The following is an 18,999-nucleotide window of genomic DNA, read 5'->3' on the forward strand; positions in this document are numbered from 1 at the left end:
ATTCGTTATTTCTGCAGAGTCCATGCCACGGCATTGAGCAACAGTCGCTGCACATCCGCACTGCGCATGTCTTCGGGCGCTCCGAGACTGGTGTAAAAGATGCGGGCCTTGCCAGGTCCATACGTGCGCGTCCACGCGACCGGCTGAGGAGGGGTGGCGGCTCCGGCCTGCGCGGTACCGATGAGAATCGGCGTGGCATCAGCGGCCAGCGGCAACACTTGGTACAGCGACTGATAACCACGGATGTTCGCCACATTCACTCCTTCAAGAAGCGGCGTCTTGACTCCATCCGGCGCTCTGACGCTGTAAGGCAGGCCCTTGATTTCATAGCCTGTATTTTCTCCGCCTAGAACTTCATGCGTGAACTCCGGCCAAGCAGCCAGACTGGGATCTACGACTTCCTTGGGCTTGGGAAGGAAAGCATGATTTGCAGTGCGGATACCGAGCAGCGGTTTCCCAGCAGCAAGATGTGCACGAATTGCAGCCATCTGCTCCTTCGGTGGAAAGCGGCGGCGGGAGAAAAGCACCAGCAGATCCGCGTCCTTCAGTGCTTCGACGAGACCGGTAAAGTGATGCATCTGCGGCTTGTCACCATCAATGACCGTGACGTGATGCCCCAGCGGCCGGAGTTCCTTCTCCGCAAACTCACGCATCGTCCGCGGCGCTTCATAGTTGTTGGGATCTTCCACCGTCATGATGACGATGTTCGCGGCAGGCGCCGTGCCAGTGAGCAGAGCGAAGCAAAGCAGGATGGATTTCATGACAGGTTTCATTGAAGTGACGAAAACAGCTCTTCCAGCCCGGCGACGATCTTCGTCGAGGCATCGACTTCGAGGCAGGCTGACCTCGCACGCCAGGTTTCATAGCCGCCGAGCTTGTGCTGCTCAGGCGTGGGCAGGTAGCCGTGGTAGGCATTGGCCAGCGACACTGTGAAGGTCTGGGGATGACGCTTTTTCAAGCCGAGGCCGATCTCCACGAAGACCTCGGCAGGAATGGCCGATACGCGCAGCTCGCCGATCTTGAGGACTTGCAACGGCGCGGAGACTTGCTTCGGAAAATCTGCCAGCAGTACAGTTTCTCGCGCATACACCTGCTCCATTGTCTCCATGCGTGGGAAAAGCTTTGACTGCTTCGTCACCGCGCGCGCCTTCTCCACTTCTTCCTGCGTAGGAATGCGCAGGCCCAGAGTGACTTCCTTCTGCGCCACACCCAGCGGCACCCAGTCATGATACTTCAGCGTTTTGCAGGCCCCAGCCACTGCCTGCGCCACATCATTCGCCACGATCTTGATGCGACCATACGGCCCCTCCTTAGCCTGACCACCACGGAAGTCGATGTTGTTGATGTCGCCGCTGGTGCCGTTCGACATGATGCCCACGAAAGGGGGATCCTGCCGGTCTGCACCAAGGAGCTCACCAATGCGGTTGGCAAACACACCATAGTAGTCAGCCGAAATATGGCCCGGGCCCACCCCGCCCACATAGTGCAACGAGTAGTTCGCATACAGCGCGATGGGTTTTCCCTCCGTTGACTGCACGCTGATAAAACATACCTGCGGATCCGTGGGACCTGCGGGTTCAAGCAAGTTGGGATTGTTGACACCGGGGTTCGTCTTCACCTGATCGGTGATGACTCCATGAGGAGTGGGAGGAATGCCACCGGGCTTCATTTTCCAGCGGCGGTTGAACACATGCTGCGGCACGTCCACGCTGCCCCACGCGATTTTGGCAGGTGCCAGATTGTTCAGCGCACGCTGCACGCCATCGACGATGCGTTTGGCAAGGAAGCGCTGATACATGGGGCTCGGCTCGCTCTGGCCCACGGCCTGCGCGGTGCCACAGGAGTGCGAGTGCGTGGCGGACATGAGCATGTTCTCCGGGGGCAGACCCGTGGCCTCCTTGACCATCTTCTTCGCTTCATCGAAAATGCCACGGCCAATGACGCAGCTGTCCGCGACCACCAGCACAAGCTTCGTTTTCCCATCATCCAGCGCGAGGCAGCGCGCGTTCAGTTCATCGTGGATGTACAGCGCCTTGCCGTCCTGAAAGCCCCCGTTGATCGAACTGCCGAGCTCCGGCGTGATGTTGCTGGTGGCGGCTCCGGCTTTGAAAACAGGGGCGGGATCAGCCGCATACGCGGTCGAAATGAGAGTGCAGAGGGCGAAGAGAAGCGGTCGCATCCTCTCCATACGGTCGCCAAATGCGGACTCAATCGGCCAACTCTTGCGTCTGCGTATTCGGCGCCCACCAGATGACAAAAATGCCCAGCGCGTAAATCAAAGCACAGATCGCGCCGACGCGTGCGTAGTCGCCGCCGAGCGCGGTGAAGAGGTATCCCGCAGCCAGCACGCCGACTGCGGTGCCAAAACGGCCGGAATTGTACGCCAGACCGCTGCCTGTGGCACGAACACGCGTGGGAAACAGCTCCGGCAGATAGAGCGCCAGCCAGCCAAAGAACAAGGTGGCGACAAAACCCTGAGCACAGACGATCGGATGAAACGAAGCCTGCAGCGGCGCGGTCAGTTGGAACATCGTGAAGGTGATGCTCACCGTGGCCAGGCTGATCAGGCAGTAGCTCAGGCGGCGGCCGAGCCAGATCGCGCACTGCCCGCCCAACAGGCTGCCAAGCGTGGCCCCCAGCGCCCACCAGCCCTGCGTGGCCGCCTTGTAGTCCCCATGCGCAGCACCGGCGATCTTGTCAGACCATGGAATCATCCACTTGCTGGCCGACCACGCGCCAATCATGGGAATGGAGCTCAATAAAATGCCCACCAGCGTAAAGCGAATCAACGCGGGCCGGAACAATTCACGCAAGGGTGTCACGGGGCTCTTCGCCATGCCACGAGAGGCCAGCCATTTGGGCGACTCCGGTAAAGCCACGAGCACAAACAAGCCCAGCAGCGCAGGCAGGCCCGCAAACTGAAACACCCAGCGCCAGGAATCCGGGGTGATGTGCCACTGCCGCGCCACCTGAGAGAGCGCCAGAACGCCGAAGTTCAATCCGGCCATCATCGCGCCTGAAACCAGCGGACGCGAAGCGCTGGACCAGCATTCTGAAACGAGCGCGATGCCATTCGGCCACAAGCCGCCGACTCCGAGCCCCACCAGAAAGCGCAGCGCCAGCATCTGCTCCTGCGTTTGTGCATAGGCCCCCATCGCGGCAAAGAGAGAGTATAACAGGATGCATACGCCCATCGCCCGCGTGCGCCCCACACGATCGCCAAAGCTGCCGAGAGTGATGCCTCCGATGGCGGCACCGAGCATCAGCGCCGCGGTGAAGCGCGCAAACCACTCGCCCCCGAGCTCCGCCGTAAAACCAGCCCCAAGAAGGCTTTTCGACACCGAGAGCGAGGCCACCGGCATCAGTCCGAGTTCCACGCCGTCAAAGACAAGTGCCAGAAAAACAGTGACGAGCACCAGATAGCGTTGGGCAGTATTCATGATTTCAGAATGGCCTGTATTACTGCACTGTTGTCCGCCTCGCCATAGCCAAGCGCTTCCGCCTTTTCGAGCAACTGGCGATGCGTTTCGCTCAGCGGCAGCGGGATCGCACTCGCAGCCAGCATAAGACGCACATCCTTCAGATGCTGCGAGAGCTTGGCCTGCGGCGTGAAGTCCTGCGTGACCATCTTCTCTCCCTTCGTGTCCATGATGCGGGAGTAGGCCATGCTCCGGCGCATCACATCAAGCGTTTGCGTGAGGTCGAGGTCCAGTTGCTGCGCAAATGCGAGTCCTTCCGCCAGCGCGGCGCGATTGAGGCCCAGCACGAGATTTGTCACGAGTTTCATCTTCGCTCCGCTGCCACAAGGCCCCACATGCACCACCTCGCGCGCAAAACGATCAAGCCAATCACGACATTGCGCAAACACGGAGGCGTCACCGCCGACCATGACCAGCACGTCGCGCTGCAGCAGCTGCGCACTGCTGCCAGACACCGTCGCATCCAGGTAGTACACACCCTGCGCGTTCAGTTCAGCCCCCAGCGCGGCCATTTCACACGGATCTCCGGTCGTGGTATCAATGAGGACCTGGCCGGGCTTCAAGGTGGCAGCACGGAGCACATCACGAACGATTTCGGAATTCGGCAGGCAGAGAAATACCACATCGCAGTGAGCAAACACATCGTTGGCGGTCGGTGCATTGATGCAGCGGGTGACATCCACATCCCAGCCGCAACTGGCCCCGATCATCTTCATCACGGCACTGCCCATCAGGCCCATGCCGATGACGCCGGGAGTGCTGTCATGCGCTTCGCTCATGAAAGGCCAAAGAGCTGACGTGCATTGCCCGAGAGGGTGCTAAGCATCGTGATATCGATGCCGCTGGCCTCCATGCTTGCCAGCTTGGCATTCACATCAAGATAGTGAGATGGCACCTTGCGCAACCAGTCGCCCATTTTGAGAAACGTGGTGCCCTTCTCGTCATACACCAGCGGCTCCACTTTGCGTTTCCGCATCATGTCCACCACCTCGGGAAAGAAGAGGTGGCTCTGGCAGTCGATGATGCCGCCCGGCGGCGCGGCAGCGGCAACCATAGCGCTGCTCGCCACAGTGGCGGTGAGAAAGTGACGGCGTTTCATGGGGTCATCATTCAGATGGTTGCAGGCATCGTTTCACCAAAATCATCTGCCTCACCAATGTCAGTTCACCGCCCATCAGCTCCAGGCTGATGGGCGTGAACTGATTTATGTGGAACTATCCGTCGATGTTCCAGCCGTCGCGGTACTCCTTCTTCATGAAGGCGTTCGCTTCGGGTGTGTCCGGGCTGGTGCCGGTTTTGCCGTCGTACTGGATCTTTTTGCCGGTGCGGTAGGCCACGAGGCCGAGCAGCATCATCTCGATCATGTTGGCGCTGTAGCCGAAGTTGCAGGCGGTGGGCTTGCTCGGATCGCGGCAGGCGTCAAACCACTGCTTCTGGAAGTGCCCGAGGTCAGGCAGCATGTCCTCCTTCTTGCGCGGCTTGTAGTAGCTCATGTCGGCGTCGTTGCCGTAGGGCAGGATGAGACGTGAATCGAAGTCCGCGATGAGGAAGCCCTTCGTGCCTTTGAACATGGCACCGTGGCCGATCTGCGTCAGATCGATGTGTTTCTTCGGTGAGCTTGGCATCGCGCCGCCCTGATACCAGGCGACGGAGATCGGGCCGCGCCAGTCGTTGGCGGGCAGTTCGAAATGCGATTCACACTTCACTGGCGTCACGTCGGAATTGTACGCATCGCCCTTGGCTTCAGCGGAGGTCGGCAGGCCTCCGTCCACGGCATTCCAGAGAAGGTCCATCGTGTGGCTGCCCATGTCACCGATCTGTCCGGCGCCGAAGTCCCAGAACATGTTCCAGGAAAGGCAGTTCGCACCGGCTCCGCCAGAGAAGTAGGCCGGATTGTAAGGATGGAACGGCGATGGGCCAAGCCACAGGTCATAGTGAAATCCTTTTGGCGGCTCGCCTTCTTCAGGGAAGTAGCCGGGCTTCGGGATCTGGCGATTGCCCCAGGCGTAAGCGGCCTTCAGCTCTCCGATGGCGCCGTCACGAATGAGTTCGCGCACGCGGTTGAAATTCGGGTTCGCATGACGCTGCATGCCCACCTGCGTGGCCAGCTTGTCCTTCTTGGTTTCCCACGTCGCACGCACCGTGCGCGCTTCATTCACCGTGATGGCCAGCGGCTTCTCGCAGTAGCAGTGCAGGTTCCGCTTCAGCGCCCAGTTGGCGATGAACGCATGCGTGTGGTCGGGCGTGCAGACGACGACGGCATCCAGACCTTTGTGGTCGAGACACTTGCGCCAGTCGATGTACGTGGTGGCATTGGGAAAACGCTTCAGCGCCTCTGGAAAGCGCGCCTCGTTGATGTCACACAATGCGACGACATTTTCCTCCGCGATGGAGTCGTAATGCGCGAGACCTCGACCCCAGACACCGATGAGGGCGACGTTGAGTTTGTTGCTGGGTGCGTTCTGTCCAAACAGCGGACGGGTGATCATGCTCCCGGCGACGAGACCGGCAGCACCGACGAAGCGGCGACGTGAGAGAGGCGTGGGTTGGGTGCTCATGGCACCGCATGAAACGACACACCGAGTCGTTCTCAAGCACCAAGGTTGGCTGATTCCCGCTTTTCCCCCGGCCAGACAGGGCGCGTAAAACGAAGCTTGCTTAGCAGACGCCCATTTCAGAAAATCAGTTAACAAATTTAATGCCATGGAAATTCCTACCGCCGCCAAAACCCTGCTAGAGCACAAGGGCCGGGACATCTGGACCATCTCGCCAACGGCCACCGTCTTCCAGGCCATTCAGATGATGGCCGAGAAAAACATCGGCGCTCTGCCGGTGATGGAAGGCACCAAGCTGGTCGGCATCATTTCAGAGCGCGACTACATGAGCAAAGTGGCGCTCAAGGGGAAATCATCCAAGAACACACCCGTCAGCGACATCATGGTCCGGGACCTGGTGACCGTGGGGCCCGATCAAACCGTCTCCACTTGCATGGAGATCATCACGGAGCACCGCATCCGCCACCTGCCCGTGCTGGATGGCGAGGAACTGCTCGGCATCGTGTCCATCGGCGATCTCGTGAAGTGGATCATCGCCACCCAGCGCATGACGATCGAGCAGCTCAACGCCTACATCTCAGGCGGCTACTCCGCCTGAGCGCATCACACCAGGGTGTTCGGCCTGCTCCAGCGGATCTTGCCCAGCAACAGATCGCCTTTGAAGCCATGCTTTGGCAGCATGCCACCGTCGGTCACCCACGATTCATTCGGTGATATGTTGGTGGTCTGAAAATTGCCCATCAACGGCACATCATCCGGTGCGTTCACTCCATCGCCTTCCAGTGGCAGCACGATGCGCTCCGTGTCGCGGATGAGACGCAGTGTTTTCAGATCCACCTGCGCCATGAACAGCGGCGAGCGCCAGCGTATCACCTTCACATTGCTGGCGTCTTTGCGCGTATAGACCAGATGCAGCGCCTCGCTGTGCGGCAGCCAGTGCTGCTGCGTTGTGCTCATTTCCAGCGGCGTGCCGTCGTCCCAGCACCACGGCTGCTTTTCTTCGAAGTCGAGTCCGTCATCACTCGCGGCGACATATCCGCGATTGTCCTCCGCCCGCAAAGTCGTATAAAACTTCCCGCGATACCGCACGAGCGATGGCTCCAGCAGCCCGCGACCCGCAGCATGCTTGATCTCGCGGCCCACCTTTTGAATGGCCAGCGTTTCACCATCAAACGAGCAGCGCACCCCGACGGCGGAGCGGCTGGTTTGCTTCGCGCCAAAAGACATCACGAAAGCAATGCTGCCGTCTTCCAGCACCTCGCGCTGGCCGCAGTTGTTTGTATAAATATTCGCACCCCGCGGATCATCCCAGATCAGCCGTTTGCGCTCCGACCAGCGGCCGTCCTTGTAAACGGCATACACCGGGCAGCGCGCCGGCTGGTTGCGGTCAAACTTCGGGCCTTTGTAAAAGACATTGTGGCCCATGGCCAAAACGGTGGCGGTTTTCGCATGATACTGCGGCACCACATCGCACACACCTTCATCGCCCCGCCCATCCGTCGTCGGGTCGCGGCCCAGCGGTGGCACCGGCTGCGGCTCCGACCACGTCTGGCCGAGGTCCCGCGATTCCATCCAATGCACCGGCAGAAAGAAGTCCGAGCCGCGAATCTCCTGCATCGTCATAAACACCACCGGCCCGTCTTTCGACGGCACCACGCAGGGCCGCGGATGAAACCACGACGGCCCGCTGCCATCACGCCCATGCTTGAGCGTGATTTTATCAATGGAGGCAATCAGTGGGGCCGCTGACTGCCCGGAGGCCAGGTTGGCGGCCAGCATGCCCGCCGCGCTTTTTTGCAGGAAACGACGGCGGTTCATGAAAGTCGGAATGGCGGGGTTACTTCGCCTTCGGCGCTGGCTTCGGCTTCTCCGGCAGGCCTTGGCCGGGCTTGAGGTCGAGATTAGCCTTCATGTCTTCATCCGTCACTGTCGAGGCCACGCCATCTGCAGGGATCTTTGCCTTCGCCGTCCAAAGGATCGCGTTCAGCACCAGCTTGCGCTGCTCGTTGTTGGCCCAGCCTTTGTGGTAGTGGCCACCGGTGAAGCCAAAGCCGCGGCCGCCGTCCGCACGCTCGCAGGCCCAGGCGACATGCTGCTTCTCCTGCTTCTTCACGGACTCACGCACCGCCGGGTTGCCGCTGTGCGCGCCATCTGGGCGGCTCATCGTCGATTCAGGAGCCACATCGCTCAGGATCGGAGTCACGCCTTCCATGTTTGGGCGGAAGCGCATGAAGAAATACCATTCGTCATTAGTGCCAAAAGGCTTCACGCCGGAGCTGATTGGGTGCGCAGGCAGTTCTTTGAAGTTGGCATCCCAGTGGGGGTTCACGCTCCAGTTGATCTCAAAGCAGCCGCCCATCCAGTCGATGAACTCCTTGCCGCCCTTCTCAATCGTCGGCTCCACCGCGTAATGCAGCGTCAGAAAGCCGCAGCCGCGCTTCATCTCTTTGTCGAGCTGGGCCAGATGGTCTCCCTGCAGGGCCGGATGTCCGCCACCTCCGTCCGAGTAAATGACGACCGTGTCCGCTGCGGAAAGCTCCTCCTGGGAGGGCCACTCGCCATTCAGGTGAAATTTGATGTCCACCTGATCTGCCGCACCCTGCTCCAGGCACTTTTTCAGCAGCTGGATGCCCGCATTGTGTTCATGCTGCCCCGGACCATGGGAGGGCTTCCCCGCGATCATGACGATGGATTTTTTGTCCGCTGAAAACGCGGAGCCGAGGAGTGAGAAGGCCAGGAGGGCGGTGAGCAGATGCTTCATAGATTGGGTTTGGAACGTGGAATGCAAACGGCCCGAACGCACGCGGCATTTCAGCCAGCAGCGACGAACTTCGACGGCCACCCCGGGTTCTGGCACGCCTTCCGCTACTCTTTCCTATCCGCCCAACCGCATGCCCATCGCCAAGAGCCGCCCGCAGACCAATGTTTTCTATGCCTTTGCCTTCGTGGGCGTGGTCATGGCGGTCTTCACCGTGGGCTACCGGGTCGCGGGGTGGTCGTGGAGTGATGCCTTCTATATGGTCGTCATCACCGCCTTCAGCGTCGGCTACGGCGAAGTGGTGCCCATCACCGATCCCTGGCTGCGGGCGTGGACGGTCACCCTGATTCTTTTTGGCTGCACCGGCATCATTTTTGTCACCGGTACTTTGGTGCAGTGGCTGACGGAGGCACAGATTCAACGAGCTTTGGGAGGCAAACGCATGGAAAACGAAATCGAAAAACTGAGCAACCACGCCATAATCTGCGGCTACGGCCGCATCGGCCGTATGATCGCCTCACAGCTGCAGGCTGGCGGCATTCCCTTTGTCATTGTCGATCAGGCGACTGACCGCGTGGCGGAGGTGCGGGATGCAGGCTTCCTCACCCTCCAGGGAGAAGCCACCGACGAAGCCGTGCTGAAACACGCCGGCATCAGCCGCGCACGGGTGCTGGCCACCGTGCTGCCCAATGACGCCGCCAATGTCTTCATCACCCTCAGCGCGCGTAACATGAACCCCTCGATTCAGATCATCGCGCGCGGCGAAGTTCCCTCCACCGAGCGCAAGCTGCTGCAGGCCGGGGCCAACCGCGTCGTTCTGCCCGCGCACATCGGCGCAGACCGCATCGCCCACCTGATCCTGCACCCCAACACGCGCGACCTGATCGGCGGCAAGACGAAGGCCAGCATCGACTTCGACCACCACCTCACCGAACTCGGCCTCGACATGGAGGAGATCGAGATCCGTGCGGACTCCCCCTGGGTCCACAAGCGCATCTCGGAAGTCGAAACCGGCACCGCCGGGCGCATGCTGCCGGTAGCCATCCTGCGCAAGGAAGGCGCCACGGATTTGAATCCCAGCCCCTCCGCGATGCTCATGCCCGGAGACGCCTTGGTGGTGATGAAACGCGTGCTGCGGCGTTCCATGAGCTAGGAGACTGCATTTTCCAGTCAAGCTGGCTCGCTGCCTGCGTCTGAAGTGCGGACCATGCCCAAGCAACCCGACCGCATTTTCAAAGTAGCCATCATCGGCGGAGGGTTTGCAGGAGTCTACTGCGCACGCGAACTGCTGCGGCTCACTGAAGATGTGGCGAACATGACCGTGGGCATCATTGCCAGCGAGAATCACATGGTTTTCCAGCCGATGTTGCCGGAAGTCGCGGGTGGGTCGCTCTCACCGCAGCATGTGGTCAATCCCATCCGCATGATCTGCCGTGGCGCGGAGGTGCTGAAAGGCGAGGTCACACACATCGATCTGGAAAACCGCATCATCACCCTGAACGGCGGCATGTTTACCCCTCAGGTCACGGTGGGGTTTGAGCACATCATGCTGGCACCCGGCGCCGGAGTGGACCTCAGCCGCATTCCCGGCATGGGCGAGCACGCCTACCTCATGCGAACGGTTGGCGATGCGATGAAGCTGCGCGCCGCCATCATCAGCCGCCTGGAGGAGGCCAATCTCATCACCAATCCCAAGCTGCGCAAAGAACTGCTCTCCTTCGTCATCGTCGGTGGCGGTTACTCAGGGGTGGAAACCGCCGGACAAATTCAGGATTTGATCCAAGGCGCACGCCGCTTCTACGAAAACATCGAGCCCGATGAACCTAGCGTCACGCTGATCCACAGCGGGGACCGACTGCTGGGCATGCTCAGCGACAGCCTCGGCACCTACACTGGCAAATGTCTCACGGAGATGGGTGTGAAGATCATCTTCAAAAGCCGCGTGCGTGCGGTCACAGCACGCACCGTGCAGCTGGGGGATGGCATCTCTCTTTCCGCCACGCTCGTGGTCTGCACAGTGGGCAATGCGCCACATCCACAGATCACGGCCCTCGGCGCGAATGGCGGGCTCCCTGTGGAGCGCGGCAAGGTCGTGGTCGAGTCCAGCGGCCAGGTCAAAGGTCTCAGCAATGTGTGGTCGGCGGGTGATTGCGCCGTCTTCCCCAAAGCCGATGGCGGCAACTGCCCCGAGACCGCGCAGTTTGCCATGCGCCAGGGGGCGCTCGTGGCCAAAAACATCGCCGCCAGTTTTGCAGGGCGTCCCTTGAAACCGTTTCGCTTCACCGGCCTCGGCGAACTCGCCACCATCGGCCATCGCAAGGCGGTCGCACAGGTGTTTGGCATGCGCTTCTCCGGCATCATCGCCTGGTTCATGTGGCGCAGCATTTACCTCATGAAGCTCCCAGGCTTTGACCGCAAGCTGCGCGTCATGGCGGAATGGACCTTCGAACTGTTTTTCCCGCGCGACATCAACCTGCTCACTCCCAGTTTCTCCTCGCCTCTCGGCGAGATGCACCTCGAACCCGGGGACTCCCTCTTCCACGCTGGCGAGCCTGCCCTGTCCCTTTACGCTGTCAAAAAAGGCAACGTCAACATCACCGATGCCCAGGGCCAGATCGTCAAAGCAGCCGGACCTGGCGAGCACTTCGGCGAACGCGCATTGCTGAGTGATGGCATTTGGCGTTTCGATGCCCAGGCCACCGAATCCAGCGAACTCGTCGCCATCGACGGGCAGACCTTCAAGACCCTCGCGAAAAGCATCGGCTCGCTGGATGCCCTCTTCCGTGGCACCGCACAGCAGTACCATCTGCCCGAGGAAATTCAGAACACGGTGGACATGATTCCCGAAGCCACCCGAAAAGCCTGCGCTGCCGATGTCATGACGCGCAACATCGCCTTCCTCGATACCAATGTCACCGTACAGGATGCCGTGGCGGAGTTTCAAGCGCATCCGCACAGCACTTATCCCGTCACCACAAACGGCTGCGTCATTGGCCTGCTGCGCCGCTCCGTTGCCTATGAATGGCTCAAGAATCACGGCCTCACCTGCGTGGACAAGCTGCAAGCGCTGCCACTGACCAAACCTTTCTGCGTCACCGCCGACACCCCCGTGCCTGTGCTCGTCGGCACCCTGATGCGCAGCGGCGTCAGCAAGGCGGTGGTCGTCGATGAGCAAAAACGTCTTCTCGGGATGGTCACGTTGTTTGATCTGCTCAAGGGCGCTCAGAACGTGTGAGGCTTGATCAAGCCTGAATTTGCCGCCACTGTTCGGCATGCCTGAGATCAGCCAGTCTGATTCCACCGTTTCTCTCGAAGCATGCGAAGTCGCCGCCTTGCAGGTGACCGGCCCTCATCTTGTCAGCCTGCGTTTTCGTGATGGCTATGTCACCGAGCTCGATTTCGCTGAATACGGTAACGACGGCGGCCCGCTCCGGCGTGCGTTGTCTGATCCAGCAACATTTGCGGAAGCCTTTCTTGCCTATGGCATCATATCATGGCCGAACGGCTATGACATTGCGCCGGAAACTCTACGCCGTTACGCTCAGCAGGGTTTTGTCGGCTGATGTAGTCCAAGCGCACCACGCCAGGATCCCGCACAGCCCAAAGCCAAACGCATTCAGCGTCCCGTGGATCGCCCACATCTGCGGCATTGTCAGCGCGAAGTTTGGAACCAAATAGCGCAGGCCAAAACCGAGCGCCAACAGCATCGCCGCAAAGAGCGACGCGCCTGAAAGGAGGAAGCCGATGCCTGTCCAGATCGTGCGCTGCCGCTCCAAGCCTCTCCTTACCTGTGAGGCAGCGACACCCAGCGCACCCATCACCAAAATCACCACGCCAAAAGGCTCAACAAACTTCAACATGCCAAAATGCGTGCCGGTAATGCCCACGGCTACAAGCGGCACACCGAGCAAAATCGCCACACATGAAAAGCGCGTCCAGCATCCCGGATTCGCCCGGGCATTCAGTCCCGCCATCATTGGCAGCGTGAATCCCGCATGATGGAAATGCGCCGCCGTGAGCAACACGATCAGCGGGTCAAATCCCCACGGTGCCCAGTTGGCACGATGTGCCACCAGCCATGCGGCACCGATGGCGGGGAATATCCGGGCTGATAAAAGCGTCAGTTCAGCCGGATCTCTCAGCGTCTTTCTTGAGCAATTTCGGATCGCTTCATACGCCGCTGCCGAACGAACCAACAGCCATGGAATGACATAAACAGCCGAGTTTGCCATGAAGCTTGCAGCGATCAAAACTGCGCATCCCAGTTCCATCGCAGGCCGCCATGTCTGCCGGGATTCAGAATCCCACAATCGTCTCGACAGCGGCATCAGGAACATCGCTGAAAACAGCAGCAAAATCACAACCCAATAGTTATCCGCAGACAGTGACTTGAGCGCCCATAACTGAGCCGCCCATACCAGCAGTCCAGCCAGCCACTCGTATTTGAATTTGTCCGCCGTTTTCATAGGCAGGCCATCCTCCGCTGCGAATCCCGCACAAACCGGCACTGCCACCACCGCGCCAGCGGAAAGCCAAGCCACGCCATCCAGTGACGCGGATGTGAAAACGCACGAATCGCATACCACACGCTGCCATCAGCCCGATGCTCAATGATGAACTGTTCCTCGCCACACTCGGCGTGTTCAGGCAGGGTGCCGTAGACAAAGCCGTGTGTGTGCTTTGAATCGCAGCGCCGCAATACTCGGCAGGGGTTCACCCACCACAGTCCGCAGATGCGTGTCACCATCGCCACGATATGCCCGACCTCCTGGCCTTTGACTTCCAGACGGCTGACCTCCGCCCACTTTGGAAACATGACCCACGCATCCAGCGCCTCGCATGCCATGCGATAAACTTCATCCCCTCTGCCCAGCATCACCTCATGCTCATCGGCGATGAAGCCGTCCGCCAGTGGCGGTGTGTAGCTCAAGGGCTCATTCCTCCATGACTCCAGCAATACTCGCACTCGTTCGGGCACTGGTGGTTTCAAGCTGAGCATCGTGGCAACACGCTGCCATGGCCTTGGGGGCGAAAGAAACGAAAAAGCATAAAAATTGGGCCCGCCGGTTTTCACAGCTTTCGAATCTTTTGCATCTTTCGCTACTTTCGGCCATCCATCCGCATGCCCCCACCCATTCGCGCCGTGATCTTCGACTTCGACGGCCTCATCGTTGACACTGAAAGCACCGGTTACCACACTTGGAGAGAAATCTTCGACCAGCATGGCCATGAGCTGCCCGTGGAGCGCTATGCGCAGGCCGTCGGCACCGATTTCCTCACCGGCACCTACGATCCCAAGCGTGATCTCGAACAGCTCACCGGCCGAGACTTCGACTGGGCGGCCATTGAAATCGAACGCAAGACGCGCGAGAACGAACTGCGCAAGCATCTTCAGTTGCTCCCCGGAGTAGCGGACCGCCTGCAAGAGGCCGCCTCACTCGGCCTGCGCATCGCCATCGCCAGCAGCAGCCCACGGGTGTGGATCAACTCCTGGATGGACCAGCTCGGTCTGCACGATCATTTCCACCACATCTCCACCGTCGATGACACCGGCAAGGTGAAGCCCGATCCCAGCCTCTTCCTCCACGCCGCCGAAAACCTCGGTGTCGCACCTGCGGAAGCCGTGATCTTCGAAGATTCCCTCAACGGCCTCCGCGCCGCCAAGGCCGCGGGCATTCGCTGCATCGTAGCGCCCGGCCCCATGACACAGCACCTGGATTTCACCGGCGCATGGAAACGCGTGAATTCCCTTGCCGAGGTCTCATTGACAGAACTCATGTCTTGAAAAAAGCTTTCCCTGTTAGCTCGAAGTTCATATCCTTGACTCTTCTTCAACAATGAAAGCACGCCGCTTCCTCCTCACTTTGGCATGTGCGCTGTTGTGCACTCTCCCTTTGTCAGCCATTTCACCGGCTGAACCCAAGCTCCAGCAAAAGCTCGATGAGATCATTTTGCCAGTCGTACAGTTCCACAATGCCACAATCGAAGAAGCGGTGGAATATCTGCGTGTCAAAAGCCGTGATTTCGACAAGGAAACCGCCCCGCCGGTGTTTGGCGGTGTGTCATTCATTCTCAACAAGGATAAAGCAGTAAAAACCTCCATCAGTCTTGATCTCAAAGACATTCCTCTCGGTGTGGCCTTGCGTTATTGTGTGGAAGCCGCCGGTCTTAAATACCGGGTGGATGCTCGTGCGGTCATGATCGCCGCCAGTTTAGAGCCCAAATTTACACCCCCTGTTCTCGGCAATGCCGGGGCCATTATCTTTCCAACCGTACAATTCCAAGAGGCCACTCTCGAAGAGGCCGTTGAATTTCTGCGCGTCAAATCACGCATGCTCGACAGCACCAAGAAGGGCATTAACATTCTCATCAAATCCGGCGGAGTAGCTGCCAAAGTCACTCTCGACCTCCGCGATATTTCTCTCTCTGATGCCCTCGGTTACGTGGCGGTGCTCAGCCGATGTAAGCTCACCACAGATGGCCACGCCTACATCCTTACTCCGCCGCAGGCCAAGTAATTAGAGTGATAGCTCACTCAAGTTTTCCACAAGGAACTCATGGTATGAAACTGCACGCTCTGCTCTCCCTGTGTTTCATCGGCACGCTTCACGCGGCTGATCCAGCCTGGTTGAGCACGGGTGAATTCCAGTGGCAAAGCTCGCCCCCGCTTATCGGTCCCGCTGCAGATGCAGCCGATCCCGATGTGGCGCTCAAAGACCCGACGATGGTGTTTCATGAGGGGAAATGGCATCTCTTTGCCACGCACCGGCGCGCCTCGGGCAAGGTGGACATGCAATACCTCAGCTTCACCGATTGGAAAGACGCCGGCAAAGCCACGCGCCACACGCTCGACTTTCATGATCAATACCATTGCGCTCCCCAGGTGTTCTTCTTCACACCGCATCAAAAGTGGTATCTCATCTATCAACTCGCCGATGAACGTCGTGCGCCCAAGATGGGGCCGTTTTTTTCCACCACGTCCACCCTCGCCGATCCCAAGTCCTGGACCAAGCCGCAGCCCATGATCGAAACGCTGCCCGAGGGCGGCGACAAGATCCGATGGATCGACTTCTGGGTCATCTGCGACGCCACTAAGGCCCACCTCTTCTATACCAGCGACGACGGCCATTTCTGGCGGCGCGAAACCGCCCTCTCCAACTTTCCGCTCGGCTGGTCCAAACCCGAACTCCTGCTCCAAGACACGAAGGATGAGCTCTTCGAAGCCTCCCACACCTACAAGCTCAAAGGCCGCGACCAATACCTCACCCTCATCGAGGCCATGGCTCCCGGACAGCGCTACTACAAAGCCTGGCTGGCAGACAAACTCGAAGGCCCTTGGAAGCCGCTTGCCGCCACACGCGATCATCCTTTCACCTCCACCGCCAACGTCACGCAAAAAGAGCCCTGGACCACCAGCATCAGCCATGGAGAACTCATCCGAAGCAGCAACAACGAAACACTCGAAGTCGATCCCGCGAATCTCCGCTTCGTGTTCCAAGGCGTCGATGCCGAAGGCTACAAGGCCAAACAATATGGCAGCATCCCCTGGCAGATCGGGATTCTCGATTTCCGCATGAGCCGGTTGCAACCGTGAACGGACTCCACGTTCAGACCTCGTTGAGCAAACCTTGCTCGCATAAGTCCGCCGCCTGAATGGCGGCAGACTTATGCAATGTCAGACTGTGCATGAGCAATCTCTCACACCAGCCATGAACCTCAGAAGTCCCTTCTTACTTCGGGCCAGGAGCGGTTTTCGGATGATTGAGGAAGGTGTTCAGGTGGACCTTTTTGCTCACAGGGGCTTCGACGGGAGCAACTGCACTAGTGGCACCTCCCGCGCTGGGAACGCTTGCACTGGCGGGCTGGACGGGTGCGCTAGGTGCGGAAGGGGCGAAAATACTCGTCACCTGGCTGAGTCGCAGAGGGCGTTTGATCTTTGCTGGGGTCATCGGTGGTCCAGCCTGTGAGATTGAGGCCGAGGCCAGCAAAGCGGCAAGAATGAGTTTCGTTTTCATGGCTGGTAGTAGGATCGGACTGTGTTGGTTGGATTTGAATCTCATCCAGAAACGACTCCACGCTGGTTGACGCAATGAGGCGCTCCTGAAGTTCCCTATGAAGATTGCCAGAATGCTCCCACTTGCAATATTTGGGTTGTGGACGGCTCAGATCCTCCAGCACGATCAATGTCTCTTCATCATTCAATGACAAAGCCGCCGCCTTTGCGGGCGACGGCTGCATCTTCTATCAGACGGCCCATGAGCCGTCTCCTCGTTACCAGCCAAGAACGACTGGAAGACACCTTTTAGTGTGGGCCTGGAGCGGTATCTGGATGATTGAGAAATGGACCACTGGCGGCCTTCTGGCCGGTAGAGCCTGCGCTAGACCGCTGAACAGAGCGGTTCAGGTGAGGCCCTTTGTTCTGCGGTGTGGAGATGGCTGGCGTGGCCTGTGCAAATGCGGCAGAGCCGAGCAAAGCGACAAGCATGAGTTTCGTTTTCATGGCGGGTGTTATCGATGGTTGGATTGATTGGATTTCTACTCATCCTGGAAACGACCCTTGCGTTGGTTGCCGCGACGAAGCCTTCCTGGATTGCTCCATTGATATTGCCAGTTCCATGCCAGCAGCCTTTACACACGCTGGAAGGCCTGATTTTACCGGCCTCCAGCAGCTTGAGGTCGTTTCGCAGCGGCTACCTTGAGCCATCGTGTTGTAAAGTTTCAAAGCACCCTGTGTAAACTTCCAAAGCGGTAGCCAAGCTTTTTTGAACTCACTTTTTGCTCCGCTTCGGCAGCAGATCATACCGGTCCAGCTTTTCCCGAACCGTGACTCGGGAGACCCCCAGCCATTCGGCCACCTGGCTTTGATTGCCTGCCGCAAGTCGCAGCGCGCTCGCGTACAGCGCCTGTTCCATCACTTCCATCGCCGCGTTCAGCGCGCCACCCGGCAGCGTGCCCGCCTGAGCCGCATGCAGGCTGGACTCCACCAGCTCAGCAATCGTACGTGCCGGCGAGTCTGCCGGCGGCGCTTCCAACAAACGACGCACCATCTCCGCCGAGATGGGAAATCCACGTGCCTCGATAAGCAGCGTGCGGGTGACGTTCTCCAGCTCGCGCACGTTGCCGGGCCAGCGCTGCTGCTTGAGCACCTCCAGCGCCTCCCGCTCGATGGCGGGCTCCGCAATGCCGAGCTGTGCCGCCACTTTGGCCAGGAAATGCCGGGTCAGTGTAGTGATGTCTTCCGTCCGTTCCCGCAACGGCGGCAACTTCAGCACGGCACCGTTCAGGCGATAGAACAGATCTTCTCGAAACTCGCCCTTCTTGATCATGGCAGGCAGGTCACGGTGCGTTGCGGTGATGACGCGCACATCGAGCACCAGTTCCTGGCTGCCGCCCACGCGGCTGACGCGCCGCTCCTGCAGCACGCGCAGCAGCTTTGCCTGCACCGGTGGCGGAATGTCGCCAATCTCATCCAGAAACAAGGTGCCGCCCTGTGCCTGCTCAAAGCGCCCCACACGTCTCGCCACCGCGTGCGTGAAGGAACCCTTCTCATGCCCAAACAATTCGCTCTCGATCAAGTTCTCCGGAATCGCCGCACAGTTCACCGCCACGAACGGCTGTTCGGCGCGGCTGCTGTGCAGGTGCAGCGCGCGGGCCACAAGTTCCTTGCCCGTTCCGGTCTCTCCTAAAATCAGCACCGGCACCGGGGTGGCGGCGTAGCTGCCCAGCTGCTTGAAGACTTCCTGCATCGCGCGGCTGCGACCGATGAGGGCCGCCTTCCCCGCCTCCCCTTCACGCAGCGGCACCGGGCGTGCAGCCGCAGAAGACACGTGCAGCGCTCGCTCCACGACGCGCAGCATCTCGGGCGGATCAAACGGCTTCAGCAGGTAGTCAAAGGCCCCCGCCTTCATCGACTCGATCGCACGCTCCGTGGTGGTGAAGGCCGTCATCAAAATCACCGGCAGCCGTGGCTTCGCCGCGTGCAGCTGCTGCAGCACTTCCATGCCACCGATGCCCGGCATGCGGATGTCACAGATCACCAGGTCAAACGGCTCACTCATGGCCATTTGGATTCCTGTGGCTCCATCGCTGGCGCGCTGCACCAGATGACCGCTCGTCTCCAGCACGGTGAGCAGCGACGACGCAAAATCGTCATCGTCATCGATCAGCAGCAACCGTGCGCTCTGTTCAGACATGCATCATGGTGCTG

20 protein-coding genes are annotated in these 18,999 nt (G+C 59.6%); 8 read left to right on the top strand and 12 right to left on the bottom strand.

The annotated features are described in order from the left end of the window. Positions 1-5: 5 nt before the first annotated feature. The 6 genes from AC3RLQ_RS19465 to AC3RLQ_RS19490 all read right to left on the bottom strand — a co-directional run bounded on the left by AC3RLQ_RS19465 (position 6) and on the right by AC3RLQ_RS19490 (position 6,037). Positions 6-761, bottom strand: coding sequence for a ThuA domain-containing protein (locus AC3RLQ_RS19465; RefSeq protein WP_493030307.1), 756 nt, complete (start codon positions 759-761; stop codon positions 6-8). A gap of 8 nt (positions 762-769) precedes the next feature. After that, complete coding sequence (locus AC3RLQ_RS19470; protein ID WP_493030308.1) at positions 770-2,179, bottom strand: hypothetical protein; 1,410 nt, start codon at positions 2,177-2,179, stop codon at positions 770-772. A 28-nt stretch (positions 2,180-2,207) separates the two neighbouring features. Then, positions 2,208-3,440: an MFS transporter gene (locus AC3RLQ_RS19475; protein WP_493030309.1), complete on the bottom strand. Its 1,233-nt coding sequence runs from the start codon at positions 3,438-3,440 to the stop codon at positions 2,208-2,210. Next, a complete protein-coding gene (locus AC3RLQ_RS19480) occupies positions 3,437-4,258 on the bottom strand; it encodes an NAD(P)-dependent oxidoreductase (protein WP_493030310.1) in 822 nt (273 codons plus the stop codon). The genes AC3RLQ_RS19475 and AC3RLQ_RS19480 overlap by 4 nt, the downstream gene beginning before the upstream one ends. Next, positions 4,255-4,578, bottom strand: coding sequence for a hypothetical protein (locus AC3RLQ_RS19485; RefSeq protein ID WP_493030311.1), 324 nt, complete (start codon positions 4,576-4,578; stop codon positions 4,255-4,257). The genes AC3RLQ_RS19480 and AC3RLQ_RS19485 overlap by 4 nt, the downstream gene beginning before the upstream one ends. Before the next feature lie 115 nt (positions 4,579-4,693). After that, positions 4,694-6,037, bottom strand: coding sequence for a Gfo/Idh/MocA family protein (locus AC3RLQ_RS19490; protein WP_461526194.1), 1,344 nt, complete (start codon positions 6,035-6,037; stop codon positions 4,694-4,696). 145 nt (positions 6,038-6,182) lie between these two features. On the opposite strand from AC3RLQ_RS19490, the gene AC3RLQ_RS19495 reads away from it, so the two are divergent. Continuing rightward, positions 6,183-6,632 carry a CBS domain-containing protein gene (locus AC3RLQ_RS19495; RefSeq protein WP_493030312.1) on the top strand — a complete coding sequence of 150 codons (450 nt, stop codon included), beginning with the start codon at positions 6,183-6,185 and terminating at the stop codon, positions 6,630-6,632. 5 nt (positions 6,633-6,637) lie between these two features. On the opposite strand, the gene AC3RLQ_RS19500 is transcribed toward AC3RLQ_RS19495, so the two are convergent. Together AC3RLQ_RS19500 and AC3RLQ_RS19505 are read right to left on the bottom strand one after the other, a co-directional pair. Then, positions 6,638-7,852: a sialidase family protein gene (locus AC3RLQ_RS19500; protein WP_493030313.1), complete on the bottom strand. Its 1,215-nt coding sequence runs from the start codon at positions 7,850-7,852 to the stop codon at positions 6,638-6,640. A 19-nt stretch (positions 7,853-7,871) separates the two neighbouring features. Continuing rightward, positions 7,872-8,795, bottom strand: coding sequence for a ThuA domain-containing protein (locus AC3RLQ_RS19505; protein ID WP_493030315.1), 924 nt, complete (start codon positions 8,793-8,795; stop codon positions 7,872-7,874). A 130-nt stretch (positions 8,796-8,925) separates the two neighbouring features. Between AC3RLQ_RS19505 and AC3RLQ_RS19510 the strand changes: the two genes are divergently transcribed. Genes AC3RLQ_RS19510 through AC3RLQ_RS19520 form a run of 3 tightly spaced genes read left to right on the top strand, consistent with a single transcriptional unit; the run spans position 8,926 to position 12,355 of the window. Then, positions 8,926-9,945 (top strand): potassium channel family protein, encoded by a 1,020-nt coding sequence (locus AC3RLQ_RS19510; RefSeq protein ID WP_493030317.1) that lies wholly within the window; start codon positions 8,926-8,928, stop codon positions 9,943-9,945. Between the two features lie 54 nt (positions 9,946-9,999). Continuing rightward, positions 10,000-12,027: an FAD-dependent oxidoreductase gene (locus AC3RLQ_RS19515; RefSeq protein ID WP_493030318.1), complete on the top strand. Its 2,028-nt coding sequence runs from the start codon at positions 10,000-10,002 to the stop codon at positions 12,025-12,027. A 37-nt stretch (positions 12,028-12,064) separates the two neighbouring features. Continuing rightward, on the top strand, positions 12,065-12,355 hold the full coding sequence (locus tag AC3RLQ_RS19520) for a DUF2442 domain-containing protein (RefSeq protein WP_493030319.1): 291 nt from the start codon (positions 12,065-12,067) through the stop codon (positions 12,353-12,355). Here AC3RLQ_RS19520 and AC3RLQ_RS19525 read toward each other — a convergent pair. After that, positions 12,320-13,258: a YndJ family transporter gene (locus AC3RLQ_RS19525; protein WP_493030320.1), complete on the bottom strand. Its 939-nt coding sequence runs from the start codon at positions 13,256-13,258 to the stop codon at positions 12,320-12,322. The genes AC3RLQ_RS19520 and AC3RLQ_RS19525 overlap by 36 nt on opposite strands. Continuing rightward, entirely contained in the window at positions 13,255-13,722 is a 468-nt protein-coding gene (locus AC3RLQ_RS19530) for a DUF1990 domain-containing protein (RefSeq protein WP_493030321.1), read from the bottom strand. Before AC3RLQ_RS19530 ends, AC3RLQ_RS19525 begins: the two co-directional genes overlap by 4 nt. Positions 13,723-13,914: 192 nt before the next feature. Between AC3RLQ_RS19530 and AC3RLQ_RS19535 the strand changes: the two genes are divergently transcribed. The 3 genes from AC3RLQ_RS19535 (at position 13,915) to AC3RLQ_RS19545 (ending at position 16,386) form a co-directional block, all read left to right on the top strand. Further along, entirely contained in the window at positions 13,915-14,577 is a 663-nt protein-coding gene (locus AC3RLQ_RS19535; protein ID WP_493030322.1) for an HAD family hydrolase, read from the top strand. Positions 14,578-14,686: 109 nt separating this feature from the next. Then, on the top strand, positions 14,687-15,310 hold the full coding sequence (locus AC3RLQ_RS19540) for a hypothetical protein (protein ID WP_493030323.1): 624 nt from the start codon (positions 14,687-14,689) through the stop codon (positions 15,308-15,310). Positions 15,311-15,354: 44 nt separating this feature from the next. Beyond that, entirely contained in the window at positions 15,355-16,386 is a 1,032-nt protein-coding gene (locus AC3RLQ_RS19545) for a glycoside hydrolase family 62 protein (RefSeq protein ID WP_493030324.1), read from the top strand. 281 nt (positions 16,387-16,667) lie between these two features. Here the strand turns inward: AC3RLQ_RS19545 and AC3RLQ_RS19550 are convergent, their stop codons facing one another. Beyond that, on the bottom strand, positions 16,668-17,030 hold the full coding sequence (locus AC3RLQ_RS19550; RefSeq protein WP_493030325.1) for a hypothetical protein: 363 nt from the start codon (positions 17,028-17,030) through the stop codon (positions 16,668-16,670). Positions 17,031-17,275: 245 nt separating this feature from the next. Between AC3RLQ_RS19550 and AC3RLQ_RS19555 the strand changes: the two genes are divergently transcribed. Then, positions 17,276-17,491, top strand: a complete 216-nt coding sequence (locus tag AC3RLQ_RS19555; RefSeq protein ID WP_493030326.1) for a hypothetical protein — start codon at positions 17,276-17,278, stop codon at positions 17,489-17,491. 69 nt (positions 17,492-17,560) lie between these two features. Here the strand turns inward: AC3RLQ_RS19555 and AC3RLQ_RS19560 are convergent, their stop codons facing one another. Further along, on the bottom strand, positions 17,561-18,985 hold the full coding sequence (locus tag AC3RLQ_RS19560; RefSeq protein ID WP_493030327.1) for a sigma-54-dependent transcriptional regulator: 1,425 nt from the start codon (positions 18,983-18,985) through the stop codon (positions 17,561-17,563). Positions 18,986-18,999 lie beyond the last annotated feature (14 nt).

It is taken from the genome of Prosthecobacter sp. GW821-HT29F12 (assembly GCF_058803405.1).

Bases quoted from the DNA above. Each gene is read 5' to 3' on its own strand.
- AC3RLQ_RS19465 (WP_493030307.1), bottom strand. From the start codon at position 761: ATGAAATCCATCCTGCTTTGCTTCGCTCTGCTCACTGGCACGGCGCCT.
- AC3RLQ_RS19470 (WP_493030308.1), bottom strand. From the start codon at position 2,179: ATGCGACCGCTTCTCTTCGCCCTCTGCACTCTCATTTCGACCGCGTAT.
- AC3RLQ_RS19475 (WP_493030309.1), bottom strand. From the start codon at position 3,440: ATGAATACTGCCCAACGCTATCTGGTGCTCGTCACTGTTTTTCTGGCA.
- AC3RLQ_RS19480 (WP_493030310.1), bottom strand. From the start codon at position 4,258: ATGAGCGAAGCGCATGACAGCACTCCCGGCGTCATCGGCATGGGCCTG.
- AC3RLQ_RS19485 (WP_493030311.1), bottom strand. From the start codon at position 4,578: ATGAAACGCCGTCACTTTCTCACCGCCACTGTGGCGAGCAGCGCTATG.
- AC3RLQ_RS19490 (WP_461526194.1), bottom strand. From the start codon at position 6,037: ATGAGCACCCAACCCACGCCTCTCTCACGTCGCCGCTTCGTCGGTGCT.
- AC3RLQ_RS19495 (WP_493030312.1), top strand. From the start codon at position 6,183: ATGGAAATTCCTACCGCCGCCAAAACCCTGCTAGAGCACAAGGGCCGG.
- AC3RLQ_RS19500 (WP_493030313.1), bottom strand. From the start codon at position 7,852: ATGAACCGCCGTCGTTTCCTGCAAAAAAGCGCGGCGGGCATGCTGGCC.
- AC3RLQ_RS19505 (WP_493030315.1), bottom strand. From the start codon at position 8,795: ATGAAGCATCTGCTCACCGCCCTCCTGGCCTTCTCACTCCTCGGCTCC.
- AC3RLQ_RS19510 (WP_493030317.1), top strand. From the start codon at position 8,926: ATGCCCATCGCCAAGAGCCGCCCGCAGACCAATGTTTTCTATGCCTTT.
- AC3RLQ_RS19515 (WP_493030318.1), top strand. From the start codon at position 10,000: ATGCCCAAGCAACCCGACCGCATTTTCAAAGTAGCCATCATCGGCGGA.
- AC3RLQ_RS19520 (WP_493030319.1), top strand. From the start codon at position 12,065: ATGCCTGAGATCAGCCAGTCTGATTCCACCGTTTCTCTCGAAGCATGC.
- AC3RLQ_RS19525 (WP_493030320.1), bottom strand. From the start codon at position 13,258: ATGAAAACGGCGGACAAATTCAAATACGAGTGGCTGGCTGGACTGCTG.
- AC3RLQ_RS19535 (WP_493030322.1), top strand. From the start codon at position 13,915: ATGCCCCCACCCATTCGCGCCGTGATCTTCGACTTCGACGGCCTCATC.
- AC3RLQ_RS19545 (WP_493030324.1), top strand. From the start codon at position 15,355: ATGAAACTGCACGCTCTGCTCTCCCTGTGTTTCATCGGCACGCTTCAC.
- AC3RLQ_RS19550 (WP_493030325.1), bottom strand. From the start codon at position 17,030: ATGCAGCCGTCGCCCGCAAAGGCGGCGGCTTTGTCATTGAATGATGAA.
- AC3RLQ_RS19555 (WP_493030326.1), top strand. From the start codon at position 17,276: ATGAGTTTCGTTTTCATGGCGGGTGTTATCGATGGTTGGATTGATTGG.
- AC3RLQ_RS19560 (WP_493030327.1), bottom strand. From the start codon at position 18,985: ATGTCTGAACAGAGCGCACGGTTGCTGCTGATCGATGACGATGACGAT.